The organism is Amycolatopsis sp. NPDC047767 (assembly GCF_040704195.1).
In the GTDB taxonomy this organism is placed as follows: domain Bacteria; phylum Actinomycetota; class Actinomycetes; order Mycobacteriales; family Pseudonocardiaceae; genus Amycolatopsis.
On the sequence record NZ_JBEYSJ010000044.1, the window covers coordinates 23,806 to 44,164 of the forward strand.

The 20,359-nt window shown below is 70.1% G+C and carries 17 protein-coding genes, 1 tRNA gene and 1 pseudogene; 9 read left to right on the forward strand and 10 right to left on the reverse strand.

Features of this window, described 5'->3' with window-relative positions:
- The first annotated feature begins 47 nt into the window (after positions 1-47).
- Positions 48-398 (forward strand): antibiotic biosynthesis monooxygenase family protein, encoded by a 351-nt coding sequence (locus AB0878_RS43845; protein WP_366588205.1) that lies wholly within the window; start codon positions 48-50, stop codon positions 396-398.
- A 324-nt stretch (positions 399-722) separates the two neighbouring features.
- Here AB0878_RS43845 and AB0878_RS43850 read toward each other — a convergent pair whose 3' ends face one another.
- Positions 723-1,199 carry a DIP1984 family protein gene (locus AB0878_RS43850; protein ID WP_366588208.1) on the reverse strand — a complete coding sequence of 159 codons (477 nt, stop codon included), beginning with the start codon at positions 1,197-1,199 and terminating at the stop codon, positions 723-725.
- A gap of 87 nt (positions 1,200-1,286) precedes the next feature.
- Between AB0878_RS43850 and AB0878_RS43855 the strand changes: the two genes are divergently transcribed.
- Both AB0878_RS43855 and AB0878_RS43860 read left to right on the forward strand, forming a co-directional pair.
- A complete protein-coding gene (locus AB0878_RS43855) occupies positions 1,287-1,409 on the forward strand; it encodes a hypothetical protein (RefSeq protein ID WP_366588210.1) in 123 nt (40 codons plus the stop codon).
- A 51-nt stretch (positions 1,410-1,460) separates the two neighbouring features.
- Entirely contained in the window at positions 1,461-2,438 is a 978-nt protein-coding gene (locus AB0878_RS43860; RefSeq protein WP_366588213.1) for a VCBS repeat-containing protein, read from the forward strand.
- Positions 2,439-2,607: 169 nt separating this feature from the next.
- Here the strand turns inward: AB0878_RS43860 and AB0878_RS43865 are convergent.
- Positions 2,608-2,681, reverse strand: a tRNA-Leu gene (locus AB0878_RS43865).
- A gap of 122 nt (positions 2,682-2,803) precedes the next feature.
- Between AB0878_RS43865 and AB0878_RS43870 the strand changes: the two genes are divergently transcribed.
- Positions 2,804-3,025 (forward strand): DUF3618 domain-containing protein, encoded by a 222-nt coding sequence (locus tag AB0878_RS43870; protein WP_285972933.1) that lies wholly within the window; start codon positions 2,804-2,806, stop codon positions 3,023-3,025.
- A gap of 68 nt (positions 3,026-3,093) precedes the next feature.
- Here the strand turns inward: AB0878_RS43870 and AB0878_RS43875 are convergent, their stop codons facing one another.
- Together AB0878_RS43875 and AB0878_RS43880 are read right to left on the reverse strand one after the other, a co-directional pair.
- A complete protein-coding gene (locus AB0878_RS43875; protein ID WP_366588216.1) occupies positions 3,094-3,507 on the reverse strand; it encodes a hypothetical protein in 414 nt (137 codons plus the stop codon).
- A gap of 220 nt (positions 3,508-3,727) precedes the next feature.
- Positions 3,728-4,321, reverse strand: a complete 594-nt coding sequence (locus AB0878_RS43880) for a TetR/AcrR family transcriptional regulator (RefSeq protein WP_366588218.1) — start codon at positions 4,319-4,321, stop codon at positions 3,728-3,730.
- 70 nt (positions 4,322-4,391) lie between these two features.
- Between AB0878_RS43880 and AB0878_RS43885 the strand changes: the two are divergent.
- Positions 4,392-5,851, forward strand: a pseudogene (locus AB0878_RS43885) (NAD(P)/FAD-dependent oxidoreductase).
- A gap of 223 nt (positions 5,852-6,074) precedes the next feature.
- Here AB0878_RS43885 and AB0878_RS43890 read toward each other — a convergent pair.
- The 5 genes from AB0878_RS43890 to AB0878_RS43910 form a co-directional block, all read right to left on the reverse strand.
- Positions 6,075-6,569: a helix-turn-helix domain-containing protein gene (locus tag AB0878_RS43890; protein WP_366588308.1), complete on the reverse strand. Its 495-nt coding sequence runs from the start codon at positions 6,567-6,569 to the stop codon at positions 6,075-6,077.
- Positions 6,570-6,752: 183 nt separating this feature from the next.
- A complete protein-coding gene (locus tag AB0878_RS43895) occupies positions 6,753-8,180 on the reverse strand; it encodes an LCP family protein (protein WP_366588310.1) in 1,428 nt (475 codons plus the stop codon).
- 452 nt (positions 8,181-8,632) lie between these two features.
- Positions 8,633-10,792: a phospholipase A2 gene (locus tag AB0878_RS43900; protein ID WP_366588220.1), complete on the reverse strand. Its 2,160-nt coding sequence runs from the start codon at positions 10,790-10,792 to the stop codon at positions 8,633-8,635.
- A 238-nt stretch (positions 10,793-11,030) separates the two neighbouring features.
- Complete coding sequence (locus tag AB0878_RS43905) at positions 11,031-12,257, reverse strand: GGDEF domain-containing protein (RefSeq protein WP_366588222.1); 1,227 nt, start codon at positions 12,255-12,257, stop codon at positions 11,031-11,033.
- 785 nt (positions 12,258-13,042) lie between these two features.
- Positions 13,043-14,257: an MFS transporter gene (locus AB0878_RS43910; RefSeq protein ID WP_366588225.1), complete on the reverse strand. Its 1,215-nt coding sequence runs from the start codon at positions 14,255-14,257 to the stop codon at positions 13,043-13,045.
- A 390-nt stretch (positions 14,258-14,647) separates the two neighbouring features.
- Between AB0878_RS43910 and AB0878_RS43915 the strand changes: the two genes are divergently transcribed.
- Complete coding sequence (locus AB0878_RS43915; protein WP_366588227.1) at positions 14,648-15,541, forward strand: SDR family oxidoreductase; 894 nt, start codon at positions 14,648-14,650, stop codon at positions 15,539-15,541.
- Between the two features lie 46 nt (positions 15,542-15,587).
- On the opposite strand, the gene AB0878_RS43920 is transcribed toward AB0878_RS43915, so the two are convergent.
- Positions 15,588-17,435, reverse strand: a complete 1,848-nt coding sequence (locus AB0878_RS43920) for an AMP-dependent synthetase/ligase (RefSeq protein WP_366588230.1) — start codon at positions 17,433-17,435, stop codon at positions 15,588-15,590.
- A gap of 200 nt (positions 17,436-17,635) precedes the next feature.
- Here AB0878_RS43920 and AB0878_RS43925 point away from each other — a divergent pair, with 200 nt between their 5' ends.
- The 3 genes from AB0878_RS43925 (at position 17,636) to AB0878_RS43935 (ending at position 20,020) form a co-directional block, all read left to right on the forward strand.
- Positions 17,636-18,301, forward strand: a complete 666-nt coding sequence (locus AB0878_RS43925; protein ID WP_366588233.1) for a transcriptional regulator — start codon at positions 17,636-17,638, stop codon at positions 18,299-18,301.
- Complete coding sequence (kynU, locus tag AB0878_RS43930; RefSeq protein WP_366588236.1) at positions 18,298-19,479, forward strand: kynureninase; 1,182 nt, start codon at positions 18,298-18,300, stop codon at positions 19,477-19,479. The genes AB0878_RS43925 and kynU overlap by 4 nt, the downstream gene beginning before the upstream one ends.
- Positions 19,480-19,696: 217 nt before the next feature.
- Complete coding sequence (locus AB0878_RS43935; RefSeq protein ID WP_366588239.1) at positions 19,697-20,020, forward strand: hypothetical protein; 324 nt, start codon at positions 19,697-19,699, stop codon at positions 20,018-20,020.
- Positions 20,021-20,359: the final 339 nt, after the last annotated feature.

Below are 20,359 nucleotides of genomic sequence, written 5' to 3' on the forward strand. Positions count from 1 at the left end.
GGGCGCCAGCGATACCCACTGACCGATAGCGAGAGGAAGTGCCGAGAATGGCCAAGCTGCAGAGCCTGGACCCGAGTACGCCGATGTTCGCGCAGTTCAAGGAGAAGACCGGACCCATCGTCCTGGTCAACACCTTCTTCGTTCCGAAGGAGGGGGCTGAAGCGTTCCTGGCCCTCTTTCGGAGGCAGGCGGAGTTCATGAAGGCTCAGCCGGGATTCGTCTCCCTGCAGATGCACAAGGGAACGGCGGACAGCCGACTTCTGATGAACGTCGCGGTCTGGGAGTCGACCGCGGCTCTCGCCACGGCGTTCGGCAGCCCCGAGTTCCAGCGCATGGCGGCGGAGTTCCCAGACGACATCGTGTCGTACCCGCACATCTTCGAGCAGATCGACGTATGACACGGCAGTTGTAGCCGGGGAGGGCAGCCGGAGAAGCCCTGCCTGCCCCCGGTCAGTCACGCATCCATGCACCATGCCGGCTCGCCGACCGCCTGGCACTGTCCTGACACGGAAAACCCCTTACCCGCCCTCACCTTCCCGGGGAACCAGCACGTGGTGGTGAGGTGTGCCGCGTGCGCGGTCACCTGTGCGCGGTGCTGGGCTGCGCTGTCCAATGGGGAATCGAACCCCTGCGTTGCCCGCCACGCGCCAGGTGCCGGATTGGCCGCCGGCTCGGCTTGTGCTCGCTTTCCCCGGGGCGGTTACCTGCTTCCGTGCCGCCGGTCAGTGGAGGAGGTCGGCCTCCCAGTTGGTGCGCTGGATGTCGATGTCGAGGTGGCGCAGTTCGAGGGCGACGCGGTCGGCCTGCTCGCGCAGGTCGGCCACCGGGAGGGCGGCCAGCTGCCTCAGCTCGGACCGCAGCTGGCGCCCCATCGCCTGCCCGCGCCCAGCCGCGGCGTCGGCCGCTGCGGTGAGCACGGAGTGGCGCAGGCGCAGCACGTCGCGGCGGGCGAGGGCGTCGGTGACGGTGCCGTCGCCGAACGGGGTCTGCGCGTTGGTCCGGTTGATGCGGCGGATCAACGTCTCGAGTTCGGTGAGGACGGTCCCGGCCTCGGTGAGCAGCTCGGCCGCGTCCTCGGACGGTGGCTCGCCTTCCTGGTAGCGGGCGCTCGCGACGATCCGTGTGCGCAGCTGCTCGATCCGCTTTGCCGCGTCAGCACGCAGCGCCAGTGCCTCCGCGAGCTTCATCTCCTCGCTCATGCCGCGAGAGTAACGGCGATCAACTTCGGTTCCTACTTTGGCCTGGCGCACCTCGACTGCGGCCAGAGCACCGACGACTTTGCCGAAGTGACAGCCGCGGCCCAGCGCGGACCACACGACGTGATCGCGCTCTGGCACGACCTCGACCACCTGGCCGGAGTCCTGCGGCTGCTGGCATTCCTCGACCTACCCACCAGGCCTGCTCGGTGAGTCGGCCCCGTGAACGTGTCCGTAGGCGATCCGCATGGTCCAGACCGAATCGTGGCTGTCGCCGGTCTGCTGCCCTTGACCCTCACCACGCCGGCGGTGGCGTCCGGCGCGCCGGAGCAGTGGTCGACCGGACCGTTCACCGCGCAGGTCGCGGTGAGGGCCGGGGACGTCAACGGCGACGGCAAGGACGACCTCGCCGGCTTCAACGCCTTCCAGAACGCGTGCTACGTGAAGCTGTCGACCGGCTCGGGCTTCCAGCCGCAGCAGGATTGGAGCCTGTGCGCGAACAGCCTCGACGACAGTCCGTACTACGGACACTTCCTCGGCGACGTGGACAACGACGGCCGCGCGGACGCCATCACGGTCCGGCCGCACACGATTGCGACCCCGAGCGTGCGGGGCATCTTCGTGGCGAGGTCGCGCATCTACTACCCCGGCGACGAACGGTTCGAGTTCCCCACACAGTGGCTGGACAACAACATCGCCGGCGACCAGGCGAACCTGACGGCGGACCTGGACGGCGACGGGGACACCGACGTGATCGGCTTGTCCGCCGGGACCCCAGCACTGGCGGCCAGGTCGAACGGCACCACGATGCTGCCATTGACAGCGTGGGGTCCGGACACCCTCCGCGGAGAGAAGGCGACACTGGCGGCGGATGCGACCGGTGACGGCCTGGCCGATTGCATCCTCGTCGACTCGGGCGGTACGCGCGTGGTGCCCGCCACCACGGAGACCCGCTGGCACGTCACCCTGCCGCAGCAGTGGTCGACCACGCCGTTCCACGGCACCAAGAAAACCTTCACCGGGGACATCGATGCCGACGGCAAGGCCGACCTCATCGCCGTCAACGACACCGACGTGCGGGTCATGCGCTCCACCGGTGCAGGCTATTCCGCGCCCGAAGTGTGGTACGCGGGCTCGTTCTCCGGCACGAGGGACACCCTCACGGCCGATGTGGACGGTGCCGGCGATACCGACCTCGTCGCGGTGAACGACACCGACATCTGGGTGTTGCGCTCGCGGTAGGACTCAGGAGTCCAGCACGACATCCGACGCCTGTGCCGTGGGCCGAGTCAGGCTTGCCGGGTGTGGCGTTCGTGTCGTGTCACCCTTCGCGAGTTTCGATCGGTAACCCCTTCGAGCCGTAAATCCGCAGGTCAAGAGGCTCGAAGGGACTACCGATGTTTCGGGGTTGTGGGGCCGGAGAGACTCGAACTCTCACTGGCACGGACCTAAACCGTGTGCCTCTGCCAATTGGGCTACGGCCCCGGGAAAGCCGGGAGAATCGTAGCGCGCGCCACGTTCGGGGTGGCTCGGCGTGGTCAGTGGCGGTGGTGGGGGTGTCGTCCTCTAACGTGGGCGCCTACAGTCCGACGCGGCGAGGAGGGCACGTGGCTCGCGACCCCGAGACCATCGAGCGTGAGATCGAGCAGGCCAGGACGGCGCTGGCGGCGACGCTCGACCAGCTGGGCACCAAGGCCAACCCCCAGAAGCTCGCGGACCAGGCCAAGAACGGCATCCGCGCGAAGCTGGACGACCCCAAGGTCAAGTACCCGCTCATCGGCGTGGGGGCGTTGATCCTGGCGCTGCTGGTCCGCAAGCTGTTCCGCTGATCCACCCACACGTTTGAGCGGGCCCGGGGAACCGGGCCCGCTCAAACGTATCGACGAAGCGGCGAGTGTCAGGCGCGCGGGGAGACCGTCGGCTTCGAGGTGGGGACGGCGGGCGTCTCCTCGGCCTTGCGGTCTTCGACTTCCTTCGGCAGCTGCTTGCTCGGCGGGAGCTGAGGCTTGGCCGCAGCGGGAGCGGCAGCCGGCTTCGAAGACCCCGACGGCGGCACCTCCAGCGGCTCGATGTCCGGCAGGGTGAGCCGCGCGGCCATGTACGAGCTCGTGAACTCCAGGGCGCTCCCGTTGAGCAGGTGCACGACCGTGGGTCGCCCGTCCGGGGCGAGCTCGTCGACGAGCTGGTCCGCGCGGTCACGCGCGGCGATGATGCCCGGCGCCTTCGCGGTCCGTTCCCCGCCACGGCCGCTGACGGTGATCGTCCAGTCGTCGTTCTCGTGCGCGTACGTCGCTGTGATCGTCTCCACCACTACCTCACCCCTCTCGCCATCAGCATGCGTCACTGGCCGAGACTCGGCCACCGCACACTCATGACGCGATTTCTGCGCCCCCGCGCAACCCGCGACTGTCCATCAGTCTTTCTACAGGGTTCTCGATACCGTAAAGAAACTCTGTGTCACAAGACACGAGAGGGGATTCGCACTGAGTGACGACCGAATGGCCTAGTGCGCGTGCATGTTCACGCGCACGTCAGCGGGCGCGTCGTGACAGTCCGGACCAGAGCATGTCCATTGCGTAGTCGGTCGCTATGTCGGGAGTCACGTCCGGGAACCGCTCGCACCAGATCGCGAGACGCTCGCACGCGCCGACCACGAACTCGGCCGACGCCTCGGCGCGGAGCTCGTCGTCGAAGTACTCGCTCATCACCGCCACGATCAGGTCCGTCTGCTGCCGCCGCGTCTGCTCGATCTCGTCGGCCGCCGGCGTGCCGATCAACGCCATCTCGTGCCGCAGCAGCGACCAGGCCTCCCGGCGCTCGCGGATGAAGACGAAAAACGCCAGCAGCCCGCGCCGCAGCGCGTCCTCGGCGGACGCCGCGCCCACCGTCGCCTGCTCGGCCGCCTCGCGCAGCGCCGCCCGCGACTGGCGGATGCACGCCAGCAGCAGGCCTTCCTTGGAGTGGAAGTACTCGTACAGCATCGGCTTCGACACGCCCACGAGCTCGGCGATCTCGTCCATCGACGCCGCGCCGTAGCCGCGCTCGGTGAACACCCGCTCGGCGACCTCGATCATCTGCCGTTCGCGCTCGGCCCGGGGCACGCGCTTGCGTTTCGCGGTGGTCACGGCAACACTCTACCGCCGGTAACCTACTCTAAGTAGGATGGACTTCGGGTAACACTAAACGGGAGGGCGCATGGGCAACCGCACCGAGACCGGGTGATCGTGGTCGGGACCGGGTTCTCCGGCCTGGGCATGGCCATCCAGCTGCGCAAGGACGGCCGCGAGGACTTCGTGATCCTCGAGAAGGCCGACGACGTCGGCGGGACCTGGCGCGACAACAGCTACCCCGGCTGCGCCTGCGACATCCCGTCGCACATGTACTCGTTCTCCTTCGAGCAGAACCCCGGCTGGTCGCGCGCCTACTCGCCGCAGCCCGAGATCTGGAGCTACCTGCGCGGCGTCACGGAGAAGTACGGCCTGCGCCGCTTCCTGCGCTTCGGCCAGGAGATGACCGGCGCGCGCTGGGACGCCGACGAGAACCGCTGGCACGTCAGCACCAAGTCGGGCGACGAGTTCGTCGCCAAGGCCCTGGTCGCGGGCGTCGGCGCGCTGCACCGGCCGCAGATCCCGCACCTGCCCGGCATCGAGAACTTCGCCGGCCTGGCCTTCCACTCCGCGCAGTGGGACCACGGCGTCGACCTCGCCGGCAAGCGCGTCGCCGTGATCGGCACGGGCGCGAGCGCGGTGCAGTTCGTGCCGCAGATCGTGGGCCAGGTCGAGCAGCTCACGCTCTTCCAGCGCACCCCGCCGTGGGTCATGCCGAAGGCCGACCACGACATGCCCGGCTGGGCCCGCGGCCTCTTCAAAGCCTTACCGCTCGCGCAACGCGCCTACCGCGACGTCCTCTACTGGATGCTCGAAGCCCGGGCCATCGGCTTCAACGGCCAGCCGTGGGTGATGCAGCTCGGCCAGCGGATCGCCAAGCGCAACATCGACCAGGCCGTGGCCGATCCGGCCCTGCGCGCCAAGCTGACGCCCGGCTACACCATGGGCTGCAAGCGCGTGCTGATCTCCAACGACTACTACCCGGCCCTGGCCAGGGACAACGTCGACGTGGTCACCGAAGGCGTCGCCGAGGTCCGTGAGCACAGCGTGGTCGACGCGGCCGGCGTGGAGCACGAGGTCGACGTGATCATCTACGGGACCGGCTTCCACGTCACCGACGCGTTCGACACGCTCGAGATCGTCGGGCGCGAGGGGCGCAACCTGGCCAAAGAGTGGGCGACGGAGGGGATGCGCACGCACCTCGGCATCACCGTCAACGGCTTCCCGAACCTGTTCTTCCTGCTCGGCCCGAACACCGGCCTCGGCCACAACTCCGTGGTGTTCATGATCGAGTCCCAGATCTCCTACATCGCGCAGGCGCTGCGGCTGGCCGGCGACCGCGCGATCGACCCGCGGCCGCAGGTGCAGGAAGCGTTCAACACCGACGTACAGCGCAAGCTCGCGAAGGGCATCTGGACGCGGGGCGGCTGCAAGAGCTGGTACCTCGACGCGAAGGGCGTGAACCGCACCATCTGGCCCGGCTTCACGTGGCGGTACTGGCTCGACACCCGCACGGTCCGGCGGGAGGACTACGAACTGCTGGGCTGACGAACGAGGGGTACGAAGGGGACTTTCGCGGCAGGGGAGGAGGCGCGAAAGTCCCCTTCGTAGCTTGTGGGGAGGGTAGGAGCGCGCGCCGAACAAGCCCACGGACGACGGTGGGCGTGCTCGGGTCAGGGATGAGGGGTGGCGGGGGCTTTCGCGACCCTCGACAACGCGAAAGCCCCCGGCCGGGACCGGCGAAACGGTCCGGGTCGGCTCCGCCCGCGGCTCAGGCGGGCGCGAGTTTGCGCAGGTGGCTGATCAGGTCGACGACCGGCAGGTCGCACAGCTCGGCCATCCGCTCGAGCGCGGGCAGGTCGAGCGACACTTCGGCCGGGCTCGAGCTCAACGTGGTCGCGCCGGCTCCCGGGTCGCCGCGGCGCAGCCGGTCCTCGGCCCAGCGGCGCAGCGGCAGCAGTTCGGGCGAGGCCTCGGCCACCACTCGCCGCAGGTCCACCCGCACGCGTCCCGGCTCTTCCACGAACACCCGCCGGTGCACCTTGGCCAGCAGGTCCTGGGGCAGCTCGTCCATCGCGACGCACAGCTCGACCAGGCGCACCACGGAACACTGCCGTGTGCCCAGCTCGTACGTCGCCAGCGTCTGCAGGGAGATCTCACTCTGCAGATGCGTGTTCAGCTCCTTGCGCGTCCACCCTCGCCTGCGCCGGAGCTTGCGGAGCTCGTCACCGAGTATCCGCTGGTAGTGCTCAGCGTCGATCACCACTTCCTCGTCCCCTGCCCTGCTCACGCTCTCACACGCGGCGTCCGCTCTCGTGACTGCGAACGCGTGCGCGTCTCACGTGTATGAAAGTGGGCAGTGCGCTTTTCCTTACGCGGTTTCGGCCAAGTCTTTGGTGACGATTTCGCAGACTGCTCCGAACGGACGAACCGCAGTGCGCTGAACAGGTCAGTTGACGCAGGGAACGCCGTTGGCGGTGATCGGTTTCTGGTCGTCACCGGCGGCCGGCGGGGGCGCCGCGGGCGAAGACGCGGGCGCGTTGGCCGAGCCGGCCGGTGCGCCGGAGCCGGCGTTGTCGGTGCTCGGCTGGTAGTCCGAGCCGAGGAACACCATCACGTGACCGGCGTCGACGCTCTTGTCCTCCTGCACCGTGGCCTTGGTGCCGAGGGCGTCGGCCACGGCGTTGCCGGAGTCCTCGCCGCCGGAGGGCACCCAGATCACGGTGGTCTTGCGCGAGGTCGCGTTGGCCGTGTCGCCCGCGGTAAAGCCCTTGTCGCTGAGCTGCTTCGACACGCTCGCCGCCAGGCCCGTGCGGCCCGAGGCGTTGCGGACGTCGACCGTGATGCCCTTGTTCGCGTCGTTCGCCGGCGGTGCCGCGGCTTGCTGCCCGGGCTGCGGACCGGCGAGGCCCTGCACGAACTTCTTCACGGCCTGCGGGTCGACCTTGATGGCGTCGCCGTCGCTGGGCGTCTTGTACGCGACGTCCTCGACCGGGATCGTGCGGAACTCGAGCTGCCCGCCGGTGAGGCCCTTCATCTGCTGGGCGAAGCTGAAGATGTCCCAGTTCTGGTTGAGGACCACCGACTTCTTGATGGCGTCGATGAGCGCGTTGAGCTTGCCCGGGTCGGTGAGCGTGCCGGCCGAGAGCACCTTGCGCGCCATGCCGGCCATGAACACCTGCTGGCGCACCACCCGGTCGAGGTCGCCGCGCGGCAGGCCGTGGCGCTGCCGGACGAACTCCAGCGCCTGCACCCCGGAGATCGTGTGCACGCCCTTGGTGAACTTCGCGCCGGAGTAGGAGTCGTCGACGTTGTTGTTGAGGCACACGTCGACGCCGCCGATGGCCTGCGTGATATCGCTGAAGCCGAGCAGGTTGATGGCCGCGTAGTTGTCGATCGTCGAGCCGGTGAGCGCCTCGACGGTGCTGATCAGCTCTTTCGCGCCGGCCTGGTTGGCCTTGACGTCGAGCTCCTTCGGGTCCGTCACGCCCTGCTGCTGCAGGTCCTTGCGGGCCTGGAGCATCGCGCGGGCGTACGCGGAGTTGATCTTGTGCTCGCCGTAGCCGGGGATGTTCACGTAGGAGTCGCGCGGCAGCGAGATCGCGACGGCCTTGCTGCCGTCGTTCGGGATGTGCACGAAGATCAGCGAGTCGGTGTTGAGCTCACCGTCGGCCTCGCCCGCGCGCAGCTGGGCGAGCAGCTGCGCGGAGAGCGGGTTGCCCTGCGCGTCGGTGCGGCTGTCGAGGCCGACCAGGAGGATGTCGCGTGCGCCGTCGGCGGGCTGGTCGCCGCCCGACTGCGGGTTGATCACGTCGGCGTAGTTCAAGCCGTTGACCAGGCCCTGCAGCGACGCCCACGCGTAGCCGGTGAAGGCCATGACCAGCAGCGACACCACGGCGAGGGTGATCTTCGCGCCCCGGTGTGAGCCCCGCCGGCTCGAGCGCCGCGGCGGAGGCCCGGATCGGCGCTGCGGCGGACGCGACGGCCGGTGCTCGGCGTCTCGGGGGCCGCGCGGTTCCGCCCGGTCACGCGCAGGTGGCGGCATCCGGCGTCCGCTCGCGCTCCCCGGCGGGTCCTGCCAGGGGCGGGCGGGGCGTCGGCCACCTTGCCCGTTCCGAGGCGGGTGATCCACGCGGTCCGCTCCTTCTTCTTCTCGTCCTTCTGCCCATCACTGTCCGGTTCCCCGGACCTTGAAGACGCATGGTGCCGGGGCGGGGTTGCGGCGGGTCCGCACCTCCCCCGGCTGGTGTGGCCTGCACCACCCATGGTCCGCCACTCCGGCCAGGTTCGCCCGACCGGCGGTGTGCGTGTCCCCGTTCGAGTTTCTCGTCAAGAAGTCACGCTCGCAGCGCGGCGTGCGGGAATCAGGCACGAAACGGCCGCGACCAGGGCGAACACCGCTGTCGCCGCGTGCAGGACCACGGTCGGCGCGCCGGCCGCCGACACCATCAGCGCCGGCGCGCACGCGAGCGCGCACACGAACCACGTGCCGGCCGACGCGGTGGCGCCCGTGCGGACGGTGTGCAGCAGGAGCACGCCGAGCAGCAGGTGCACGAGGCTCTGCACGGGGTCGAGGTGCAGGCCGAGGAAGTCGGCGTCGGCGGCGACGTCGCCGAAGCGCGCCAGCGCGAGCCCGAACACGCCCAGCGTCGCGTAGCCGATGCCGAACGCGGCGGCCGCTCTGGTGAGCAGCACCGGCCGCCAGCCGGTGGCCGTGCGCGGTCTCGGCGGGGGCGGCGCGGGTTCGCCGTGGCCGCGGGGGTGGCGTTCGAACCACCAGAACACCAGGCCCGCCGGCACGAGCAGCAGCGCGATCGCCATCGCGGTGCGCGGTTTCACGAGCCAGCTCAGCCCGTCGGCGATCGGTCCGGGCAGGTAGACGACGGCGACGAGCAGCAGCATCGCCGCCAGGAACGCGAGGTACAGGCTCATCGGCGCCCGCAGCACGAACCCGGCCGCACGGCTGACCCGCGGCCGCGCCGCGACGCGCACCAGCCGTCCGCCGAGCAGCCCCGCCAGACCGAGCTGGGTCACGCCGAGCAGCAGGACCTCCCAGGGCGGCGCCGACAACGCGGCCGGCGCACCCGGGCTGCCCAGCAGGATCGGCGACGCGCCGAGCGCGAAGGTGGCCACGGCCAGCCCGCCCACCCCGGCCACGGCGGCACCGGCCAGCGCCGGCCGGGGCAGGCGCACGCCGTCGGCGTGGGCGAACGCGACCTGCTGGGCCAGCAGCGCGAGCGCCAGCGTCGCGCCGTAACCCGGCAGCGGCGAGCCGGACCACGCCGCGGTGGCCTCGCCCGCGACGACGAGCGCCAGCAGCCCGGCCACCGACCACAGGCGCGTGCGGCGGTAGAGCGCGAGCAGCGCGGGCGCGCAGACGATCGTCAGCAGGTACACGCCCAGCAGCCACAGCGGGTGCAGCGCGATCCGCATCACCGTCGCGTTCGTGCCGGCGGGGATGCCGAGTAGCTCCAGCGCGAGCGGGACGAGCAGGGCGACCACGGCGAAGATCAACGCGGGCCGCAGCAGCGGGCTCGCGCGTTCGGCGAGGTAGTGGCGGTAGCCCCGGTCGCGTTCGGCCGGCCAGCCGGTGGCGTTCGCGTAGCCGCCCGCGAAGAACAGCAGTGGTGTGAGCTGCGCGAGCCAGGTCAGCGGCCACCACGCGGACTCGGGCGCGCCCGCCCAGTCGGCCAGTGCCGTGGCCGATTCGCCGAGCACGAGCAGCACGGCCGAGGGGGCGCCGAGCACGGCCCAGCGCGTCGGGGGACCGGTGGCGGCGCGAGCGGGCCGCGGCGTGGTGCGCCGGGCCGTGTGCCAGCCGCGCAGCCGGAATACGAGCAGGCAGCCGATCACCAGGACGCTGGCGACCATCGGCCCGATCGGGTCGGCGACCGGCGGTCCCCAGCGTTGGTGCCACGAGTTCACGACGAGCCCGGCGGAGTAGAGAGTGGCGACGACCTGGCAGGTGCCCGCCGAGCCCATCGGGTTCACCACGCACGCGTGGTGCATGTCCTGCGACAGCCGTGCGTCGAGCGAGGCCCGCACGCTCTGGTCGAGCGGGTGGCCCTTTTTGTCCGCGTAACGCAGGAGGTCGTAGCCCAGGTCGTGGGCCTTGCACGGCACCGCGTAGTCCCACTTGGTGTTGTCGTCGCCCCACGGGGTGGAGCACCCGCCGTCGACGTGGACGGCGCGAACGGTCCCGTCGCGCGCCTGCATCGCGCCGGGCGTCACGCCGCTGGCGGCGGTGAAGTCCTTCGGCAGGAGCGCGAGCGCCGTCGGCTGCGGGCCGGGGTGGGTCAGCGCGGCGATGGCGTTCTGCGCGGCCAGCACGTCGCCCGTCGGCGGCCCCTGGTCCGGCGGCGACGCCGGGCGCGAGGCGATGAGCCCGAAGCCGAAGACGACGAAGAGCACCAGCAGCAGCCAGCCCGACGTCGACCAGGGACGGCGGACGCGCGCGGCGGCCGGAGGACGCTCGTCGGTGGCGGGCATGCGCTCAAGGGTGCCAGCCCCGCCCGGGCGGCGGCATGGGGATGACCCCCGGAAGGGGCGGGGGATCTCCCGGGGTTCGGGCCGCGCACCATATTTCAGGGGGTGGTGAATTGCATCACAGACCCTTTTTCGCGACTTCCGGTCACGGAGTGCGAGCTGAGGGTGAATTCACCCGTCCGTTTCCGGGAACCGTTCGTCGAACGAGATTAATCGAAATTGGGGGCGGCGATGATTTCACTCAGGCCACGCGGGGTGGTGGATCCGCGTCGGCGAACCGGACTTGATTCCGGCCGCCTTCCTTGGCGGCATACACCGCGGCGTCGGCCGCGTGCAGCAACTGTTCCACGGTCGCTCCGTTCGGCCCGAGCAGCGCTACTCCGATCGAGGTGGTCCGACCGGTGATGCGGGCGCGTCCGCCGCGTTTGTCGGTGGTCACGATCTGCTGGTCGGCGATCGCGGTCCGGATCCGTTCGGCCGTCACCTTGGCGGCCGTTTGGTCCACGTCCGGCAGCAGGATCAGGAATTCCTCGCCGCCGAAGCGGCCGATGATGTCCTTGGGGCGCGTGATGTCGTCGAGGGTCTGGGCCACCGTGCGCAGGACGTCGTCGCCGGCGGGGTGGCCGTAGGTGTCGTTGACCCACTTGAAGTGGTCGAGGTCGATCATCAGCAGGGCCACCATTTCGTTGCCGCGCGCGGCGCGGGCGAGGGCGCGATCGGCTGATTCGGACCACCCGCGCACGTTGAAGATGCCGGTCTTCGGGTCGGTGCGGGCCTCGGACTGCAGTTGGTTGATCTCGGCGAGCCGGTTGCCGAGCACGGTGATGAGCACCAGGATCACGATCGCCGGCGGGAAGTTCACCAGCAGGATCGTGGCGATGGTGCCGAGCCCGATGGTCGAGAGCTCCAGCAGGTTGTCGTCCTTCGTGCCCAGCACGTTGCTCAGCGTCGGCGCGGAAGTTCCGCCCAGTGCGAGCAGGCTGCCGATGACGATCGCCTGCAGTGCCGCGTAGCAGAAGCCGACCAGCATGAGGATGCCGAAGAGCTTCAGCGAGTTGTTCGGCGTGAGGTTCTCCAGCTCCGCCGAGGCGAACGTCTGGTAGAGCTCGTGCGCCGCCAGGGCCGAAACGGCGTGCGTGAACGAGGTGAACACGAACTTGTGCGGCGGCCGCCGCGAGTTGAACCACCGCTGCACCCGGACGATGACGATCAGCAGCAGTGTCAAGTGGATCGGCAGCAGCAGCGCGCCGGGGAACACCCAGATTCCCGACAGGTCGATGTGGACGGCCGTCACGCGGTTGCGCCGCCGCTCCTCCTGCCGGCGCGTGAGCTGGATGTGCACTGTGGCGCACACGGCGAGGATGCCGAATCGGGCCCAGTCCAGGGCCGTGGTGGGCCCGCCGGTGATGATCCCGAACGTCAGCAGGCCGACGGCAAGCGCTTCCCAGGAAAACAGGAAAACGATCATCGCCCGCGGCTTGGTCCACAGATCCCACGACCGCACGGGATTGCCGGAAATCAACTGACCGAGCCGTTTGCCGACACCCTGCGACCGGGTGGTCGCGTTTTGTGAAACACCGCGGGTATCCCCGGAAGAATCTTGGAACTTCGGCGCGTGATCATGAGAGGGTGTGGGTACCCCGCGATGGGAGTCCGTCGGTTCACCGTGCGCGTGTCCGTTGTCGGGCATCGGGCTCGGCCTCCTCCGGTCTCTCGGGTCGTTCGGGTCTGGTGGTATCCGCTGTGGTGCTGTTATCGCTTACCGGTATCATCGCACTCACCGACTTCCCGGCGGTGAGCCCTCCACGAGGGCTGAATTCGTGTTCCGTCCAACCGTGTGCCTCTTACCGGAGGTGCCTTCCCCCGATGGCTGGTGAACCCTGAATGCGAATTGCAACGCCAGTCTCTGAGCTGTGCCGTCCAGGAGGTGTTTTCCCGATGCGCGACCGCGAAGCCTGAATCGTTCTTGTCTGTTTGCCCGGAAATTGTCAGTGCGCTCAGTTCGAGGAGGTGGCCCACCGTGCGTGACCGCGAGGCGTGATTCCGGTGACCGGCAGCCAAGAGTTCGTGACCGTGTGAGCAGAGGAGAGCCGCGATGCGTGACCGCGAAGCCTGAGAACGCGAAGCCCGACAGCACTGAGCCTGGCAACACCGAGCCTGACAACACAGGGCCTCACAACGCAGGGCACCCCGAGACTTCGATCCGGATCCCAGAACCGGATCGCCCCGGCCGGTGAACGAGCCGGCCACGACTCAGAGCCCGGTGTCGGCCGCGACCGCGTGCCGCACCCGGGTCCACGAGAAGGCGGTGGGGATGGCCAGCGCCACGCCGAGCAGACCGGCGAGCGCGATGGCGGTGACCGCGGACCCGGTCACCTGGGCGACCACCCCACCCAGCGCGACCCCGACTCCCTGCGCGACCCGCAGCCCCGTGCGGTAGAGCCCGCCGGCGCCGCCGCGCAGCTCGTTCGGCACCCAGGTGGCGAACGTCGCGGTGACCGTGATGATGTACGCGCCCATCGCACCCGCCAGTGCGAGGAGCACGAGAGCCAGCGCCAGGTTCGGCTGGAGCAGGAACAGCGCGAGCAGGGCCAGCGACGTCGTCGCGAGGATGCCCAGCAGGCGCAGCCTGACCTGGGCGGACGCGAACTTCGAGAGCAAGTAGGCGCCGGCCACGAACCCCAGCGGGTCGGCTGCCAGCAGCCAGCCCACGGCCGCGGACGACGCGCCGAGCTGCTGCGCCAGCGGAGCCGCGAGTCCCTCGGGGACCACCGCGAGCCCGACCAGCCACGACAGCGCGATCAGCACCCGCAGCCTGCGCTGCCCGAACACGAACCGCGTGGCCCCGAACCACGTCGTCTGCTCGCCACCCGCGGCCGGGCGATCGTGCACCCACACGCGCACGATGAGCGAGGCGACGGCAAAGCTCACGGCGTCGATCGCCAGCGCCCACGACGTGCCCACGAACGTCACGAGCAGGCCGCCGCCCGCGAGCCCCAGCAGCATCACCGTGTTGGTCGTGATCCCGCGCAGGTCCTGGCTGCGCAGGTAGATCTCGTCGTCGGTGAACACTTCTCGGGTGATGGCGTTCTGCGCGGCGTTGGCGGGTGACGCGGCGAGCTGCACGGCCACGAGCAGGCTGCACAGCACGACGAGCGGCATGCCCGGCAGGCTCATGAGCCCCACGAGCACCGCCTGCACCGCGGCGCTCGCGCTCAGCACCGCGCGCCGCGGGTAGCGGTCGGCGAGGAAGGACAGCCCGAGCCCACCCGCCAGCGCGGGGAGGAACGTGAGGGCGTAGACGACGGCGGCCCAGAGGGCCGAGCCGGTGCGGTTGTAGACGAGGATGGCGAGCGCAACCTTCGCCAGCTGGTCGCCCGCGCTCGAGATGGCCTCGGCCGCCCACAGAACGCGGTACTCGACGTTCCGTAGTGGCGCCGTCAGCCGTGGCGTGGCGTGGGTCGTCACAGGGTGACCACTTCCCCCTCCCCGATCGGGTGAACGTGTCCGGTGGGCATTCTGCCTGGGCTGTGACGGCGACCCCGAGGGAGTCACAGTTCCCGGGCGGCGGGACAACAATCAGTATGCCGCTGATTACGGTCGGGCGAACAGCAGATACGCGCGTTATCTCCGGCTGGGCCGTTCAGGGGGCCGCGGGGCCGGCGGCGGGACCCACTCCCGGTCGGTGCTGACCTGTCCGGAGGTACCGGTGGGCTGGTCGACCTTCACTCGCTCGGCGCAGCACGGCCACCGTTCGTCGCGGTCGCCCTGCTTGCCGCACCGAATGGCCCAACACTGAAAAGGAGCCCGGTGGAGCGGTTCTTCGCCCCGCCGGCGCCGGCCAGTGGGGAGAGGGTTATGGACAGGCTCATGCAGGACAAGGCCGTGGTCGTCACCGGCGCAGGACGCGGACTCGGCGAGGCGTTCGCCGTGCACGTGGCCCGCGCGGGTGGGGCCGTGGTGGTCAACGACGTCGACGCCGGCCTAGCCGAACGCACGGCGGAGAACATCCGGCAGCACGGCGGCCGGGCCGTCGCGAGTGGACACAGCGTTTCCGACCCGGCGCAGGCCCAGGCCATCGTGGACCTGTGCGTGGGCGAGTTCGGCCGGATCGACGGCCTGGTCAACAACGCCGGGCTCAACTACGAGGCCCTGCCGTGGGACGACAACGTCGACCAAGCCAAGGAGCTGGTCGAGGTCAACGTCCTGGGCGTGATGTACACGGGCCTGGCCGCGATCAAGGCGATGGTCGCCGGCGGGGTGCACGGGTCGATCGTGAATATTTCGTCCGGCGCTTCGCTGGGGCAGCGGAAGCTGGGCGTGTACGCCGCTTCGAAGGGCGCCGTCGCTTCGCTGACGTATTCGTGGGCCCTGGACCTGGAGGAGCACGGGATCCGGGCCAACGCCGTGTGCCCGGTGGCGCACACGCGGATGGTGTGGAAGTCGGAGCGGGCGTTGCGCGCTTGCCCGCCGGAGCGGACGCCGTCCCGGATCGCGCCGGTGGTGCTGTTCCTGCTCGGCGACGGGTCGGCGGGGATCACCGGGCAGATGATCCGGTGCAACGGGCCGCAGCTGCACGTGATGGGTCAGCCGTTCCTGAAGCAGCCGATCCTCGAGCGGCAGGCGTGGGACACGGAGACGGTGCAGAACGCCTTCGACGAGGTGTTCTCAGCGCACCTCGAGAACTACGGGCTCGAGAAGCGGGTGCCGCCACGCCTTCGCAAGTGGACGGACAGCAGCCGGATCGCGTGAGGTCCCCAGGGCGGCCTGGACCCGCGCCGCCCCGGGGGTTCACGGGTCAGGACGCCGGCCTGGCGGCGGCGTAGAGGTCCTTGATCGCGGCGTCGTAGCGCTCGTTGATGACGCGGCGCTTGAGCTTCAGCGTGGGCGTCAGCTCGCCGGTTTCGGGAGTCCACGCCTGCGTGATCAGGTGGTAGCGCTTGATCTGCTCGATACGGGCCAGCCGGCTGTTGGCCGACTCCACCGCGCGCTCGATCTCCGCCAGCACGTTCTCGTGGGCGGCCAGCTCGTCGATGCCGGCCGCCTCGATGCCGTTGGCCGCTGCCCAGCCGGGAGCGATCTCGTCGTCGAGGACGATGAGCGCGGTGACGTACGGGCGGTCGTCGCCGATCGCGACGGCCTGGCCGATGAGCGGGTGCTCCTTGAGCAGGCCCTCGATGCGGGTGGGGGCGATGTTCTTGCCGCTCGAGGTGATGATCAGTTCCTTCTTGCGGTCGGTGATCCGCACGAAACCGTCTTCGTCGATGGTGCCGATGTCGCCCGTGGCGTACCAGCCGTCGGCGTCGGTGGCGTCGGCGATCGAGCCGTCTTCCTGCAGGTAACCGAGGAACACGATGGGGCCGCGCACGAGCAGCTCACCGTCTTCGGCCACCTTCACCTCGACGCCCTCGAGCGGCTTGCCGACGGTGCCCGCGCGGAAGCCGCCGGCGCTGTTCGACGTAGCCGCGCCGGTCGTCTCGGACAGGCCCCAGACCTCCTGGATCTCCACGCCCAGGCCGGCGATGAAGTACAGGACCTCCACCGGCAGGGCCGCGGCGCCGCTGGAGGCGACGAGCACCTTGTCCAGACCGAGCAGCGCGCGCACGGGGGCGAGCACGGCTTCGTCCGTCTTCGCGATGCGCTCGGCGAGCTCGGCCGGCACCTCCTTGCCGGCGGATCGCAGCTTGTAGCCCTCCTGCAGCAGGGCGTTGGCCGAGAGCAGCGCCTCGCGCCGGTCCTCGGGGACGCCGCCGAGCATGTTCTTCATGCCCGCCACCATCTTTTCCCACACGCGCGGCACGCCGAAGAAGCTCTCCGGGTGCACCTGCCCGAGCGCGGCGACGACCCCGGCGGCGTCGGCGACGGTGTGCACGTGGCCCGCCCACAGCAGCGGCAGGTAGATCGACAGCTCGCGCTCGGCGATGTGCGCCAGCGGCAGGTAGGCGATGTTCTTGGCGTGCATGGGCGCGTCGTGCAGGTTCTGCACCGCGAGTCCTTCGTGGACGGCGTTGCGGTGCGACAGCACGACACCCTTGGGATCGCCGGTGGTGCCGGAGGTGTAGATCATCGCGAGTGGGTCGTCCGGCTGGATGCCCTGCCACGCGGCTTCGAACGCGTCAGGGTCCTCGGCCAGCGCCGCGCGTCCGGCTTCGCGCACTTCGGCGAACGAAACGAACCGCTCGTCGCCGGCCGGGATCGCGGCCGCGTCCATCACGACGACGTGGCGCAGTGCGGGCAGATCGTCGAGCACCGGCAGCCAGCGTTCCAGCTCGCCCGCGCCGCCGAGGACGACGACGGGTGCGGCGCTGTGGCGGGCGACGTAGCGGATCTGGTCCGGGCTCAGCGTCGCGTAGGCGGTGCACGGGATCGCGGCCAGGTGCACGGCGGCGAGGTCGGCGACCAGGTGGTCGGGACTGCTCGCGGCCATGATCAGCATGCGGTCGCGCTTGCCGAGACCGAGCCCGGCCAGGCCGCGCGAGAACTCGGCGATCGCGGTGCGGAACTCACTCCAGCTCAGCGTCGGGTGACCCTCGAGGTCGAGCGAGGTGACGGCGGGGTGCTCGCCGTACTCGGTGGCGTTGCGGTGCAGCAGGCGGGGGATCGTCTGACCCTCGGCCTGTGCGGCTGCGGACTGCGGGGTGGTCAACGCTGGCCCTCCTCCGGTGGTGCTGGTGAGCGACCACTGTAGGGGCTCCCGGCCGGTGTGGATAGAGAATCGCGGCCACTCCGCTTGCCTGCGTGGACCTGACCGTGAACTACGCAAAACGGTCTATTCCCCACTGGTCGGAGAAAAGATCCACTTCAGCGGATCCTGCTTGAATGGAAGCCCCCGCCGAAGGAGAGCCCGTGCCCGCTCGTGATCAGTCCGCTCGTGAACTGCTGGCCGCGATCCGGCGCGAGCTCGCGCCGCGCGACGACGGCAACCGGCTCGTGCCGCTCGTCGCGTCCGGCTCCGCGCCGCGGGCGGTGTTCGCCGCGATCGCCGCCGAGGAACGGTGGATCGTGCGCAGCGACTGGCGCAGCTTCCACGCGCTGGCCGCCCGCGCCGACGAACCGCGGGCGCGCGAGTTCTTCGGCGGCCTCGCGCCGGGGGAGCGGCTCGCGCTGGGCAAGCTCGACGCGCTGGCGGCCGCGGCCGGCGACGATCCGGGGACGGAGCTGCCGCGCGCGGGTTGTCAGGCCTATCCGGCGTATTTCGCGTGGCTGGCGCTGAACGGCGAAGCGGCTGAAGTCGCTGTTGCGATCTTCGCGAACTTCGCCGCGTGGGGCCGGTACTGCGCTGCCCTCGCCGTGGGGATGCGTGAGCACTACGGCTTCGACGACGACGCGTGCGCGTTCTTCGACTTCTTCGCCGCCGACGTCCCGGAAATCGAAGAACAAGCGCTCGCCGCGATCCAGGCCGGACTCGACGCCGGCCGGCTCGACGCCGGCACCGCGCGGACGTACGCCCGGCTGTTCCAGAGCTACGAGCTGATGTTCTGGAACACCCTCGCCGACGAGTTCGCCGCATGACCCACGCCGGCAGGGAACTCAGCGCAGAAGCCGCCGCCCTCGACGCCGCCGACCCACTGGCCGCCAAGCGTGCGGAGTTCGACCTCGACCCGGCCGTCGCGTACTTCGACGGCAACTCCCTCGGCGCCCCGCCGCGGCACGTCGCGCAGCGGCTCGCCGACGTGGTCCGCGAGCAGTGGGGCGGCCGGCTGATCCGCTCGTGGACCGACGGCTGGTGGGACGCGCCGGAGCGGGTCGGCGAGCGGATCGCGCCGCTCGTCGGCGCGGCGCCCGGGCAGGTCGTGGTCGCCGACTCGACGAGCGTCGACCTGTTCAAGGTGCTCGTCGCCGCCGTGCGCGCGAACCCGGGCCGGGCCGAAATCCTGCTCGACGCCGCGACCTTCCCCACCGACGGCTACGTCGCCGAACAGGTCGGGCGGCTCACCGGACACGCCGTGCGGCGCGTGCCGGTCGCCGAGCTGCCCGCCGCGTGCGGCGAGGCGACGGCCGCGGTGCTGGTGAACCACGTGGACTACGTGTCGGGCCGGCTGCACGACATGGGCGCGATCACCGCCGCCGCGCACGCGGCCGGCGCCGCCGTGGTCTGGGACCTCTGCCACAGCGTCGGCGCGATCGAGGTGCGGCTCGACGAGCACGAGGTCGACTACGCGGTGGGCTGCACCTACAAGTTCCTCAACGGCGGGCCGGGCGCGCCCGCGTTCGTCTACGTCGCGAGCCGGCGGCAGGAGTCGTTCGATCAGCCGCTCGCGGGCTGGGCCGGGCACGCCGACCCGTTCGCGATGGAGGCCGGCTACCGCGCGGGCGCCGGGATTTCGCGGGCGCGCGCGGGTACCCCGGACATCCTGTCGCTGCTCGCGCTCGACGCCGCGCTGGACGTGTGGGACGACGTCGACCTCGCCGTGTTGCGGGCGAAAGGCTTGGCACTGGGCGATTTCTTCCTCCGCTGCCTCGACGAGCTGCTGCCCGGCGCCGACGTCCCGACGCCGCGTGACCACGCCCGCGGCCACCAGATCTCGGTGCGCGTGCCGGACGCGCAACGGACGATGTCGGCATTGCACGAACGCGGCGTGCTCGGCGATTTCCGCCCGCCCGACGTGCTGCGGTTCGGGCTCGCGCCGCTCTACACGCGATACGTGGAAGTGCTGCGCGCCGTCACGGCCTTGCATGAGCTGAGCTGAACGAAAAGGCGAACCGAATTCACGGAAAATCGTGGTTTTCACGGCTGAATGCATCCCCGCATAGCCCCTTCGGGTGAGCGACCGCGACAGTTCCGCGTGGTTGCCCGCTATGATCGGACCCTGCTTTTCCGCTGGTGGGCGCACCGCGGACCGGCGCGATCCCGGGCACGTGCGGCAAGGGAAACGTCGGTGCGGTTGCCGGGCGAAAGGGGCGGCGATGGCCGGCGCACGGGTTCGCGAGGTGTCGCTTTCGTATGTCGGCACGCTCCTGATCGGGGTGGTCATCGGAATTCTGCTCGCCGAATTCGGTGGCCTGTTCGTGCGTTTCCCGGTGGAATCCGTGCTCGTGCTGGTGCTGGTCTGCTCCGTGGCCGTGCTCGGCTGGGCGTGCCGGGAGATGCTGCACGATCTCGTCCGCCGCGGCCGGCGCGGCGGCTCGGCTCGTGAGGCCGGCCACGAAGACGACCTCGACTGGCCCGCCGTGCCGCGCTTGGTCCTGCACCGCGACGGCGACTCGCGTCCGAACGGCGTTCGGCGCTGAAAAGTGGTAATCGCGCCGGTTCGACCGGCGATTCCGCGGCCGGTGTAGTCCATTTCACGCCTTTTCGTCCTCGCGTGGAGTCCGGGGCCGCGCGTAAGGTGATCGTCACGGACCGTCCGCGTGTTCCGTGATCGACCTCACCGATGAATTCGGCGTTCCTCACACGCCGTTCACGTCGCCGATAGCGCGCCGCAGGTCACGACGGCACCGCCGTCCGGCCCATTCCTCCTGCGACCAAGCTCACCCTTCCGGTGGTGGATTTTCCAAAGCCCCGCAGGGAGTTGTGAGTGGATCACGGGAACATGACCTTGATTCGCATCCGGACTTGACGTTGGTGCC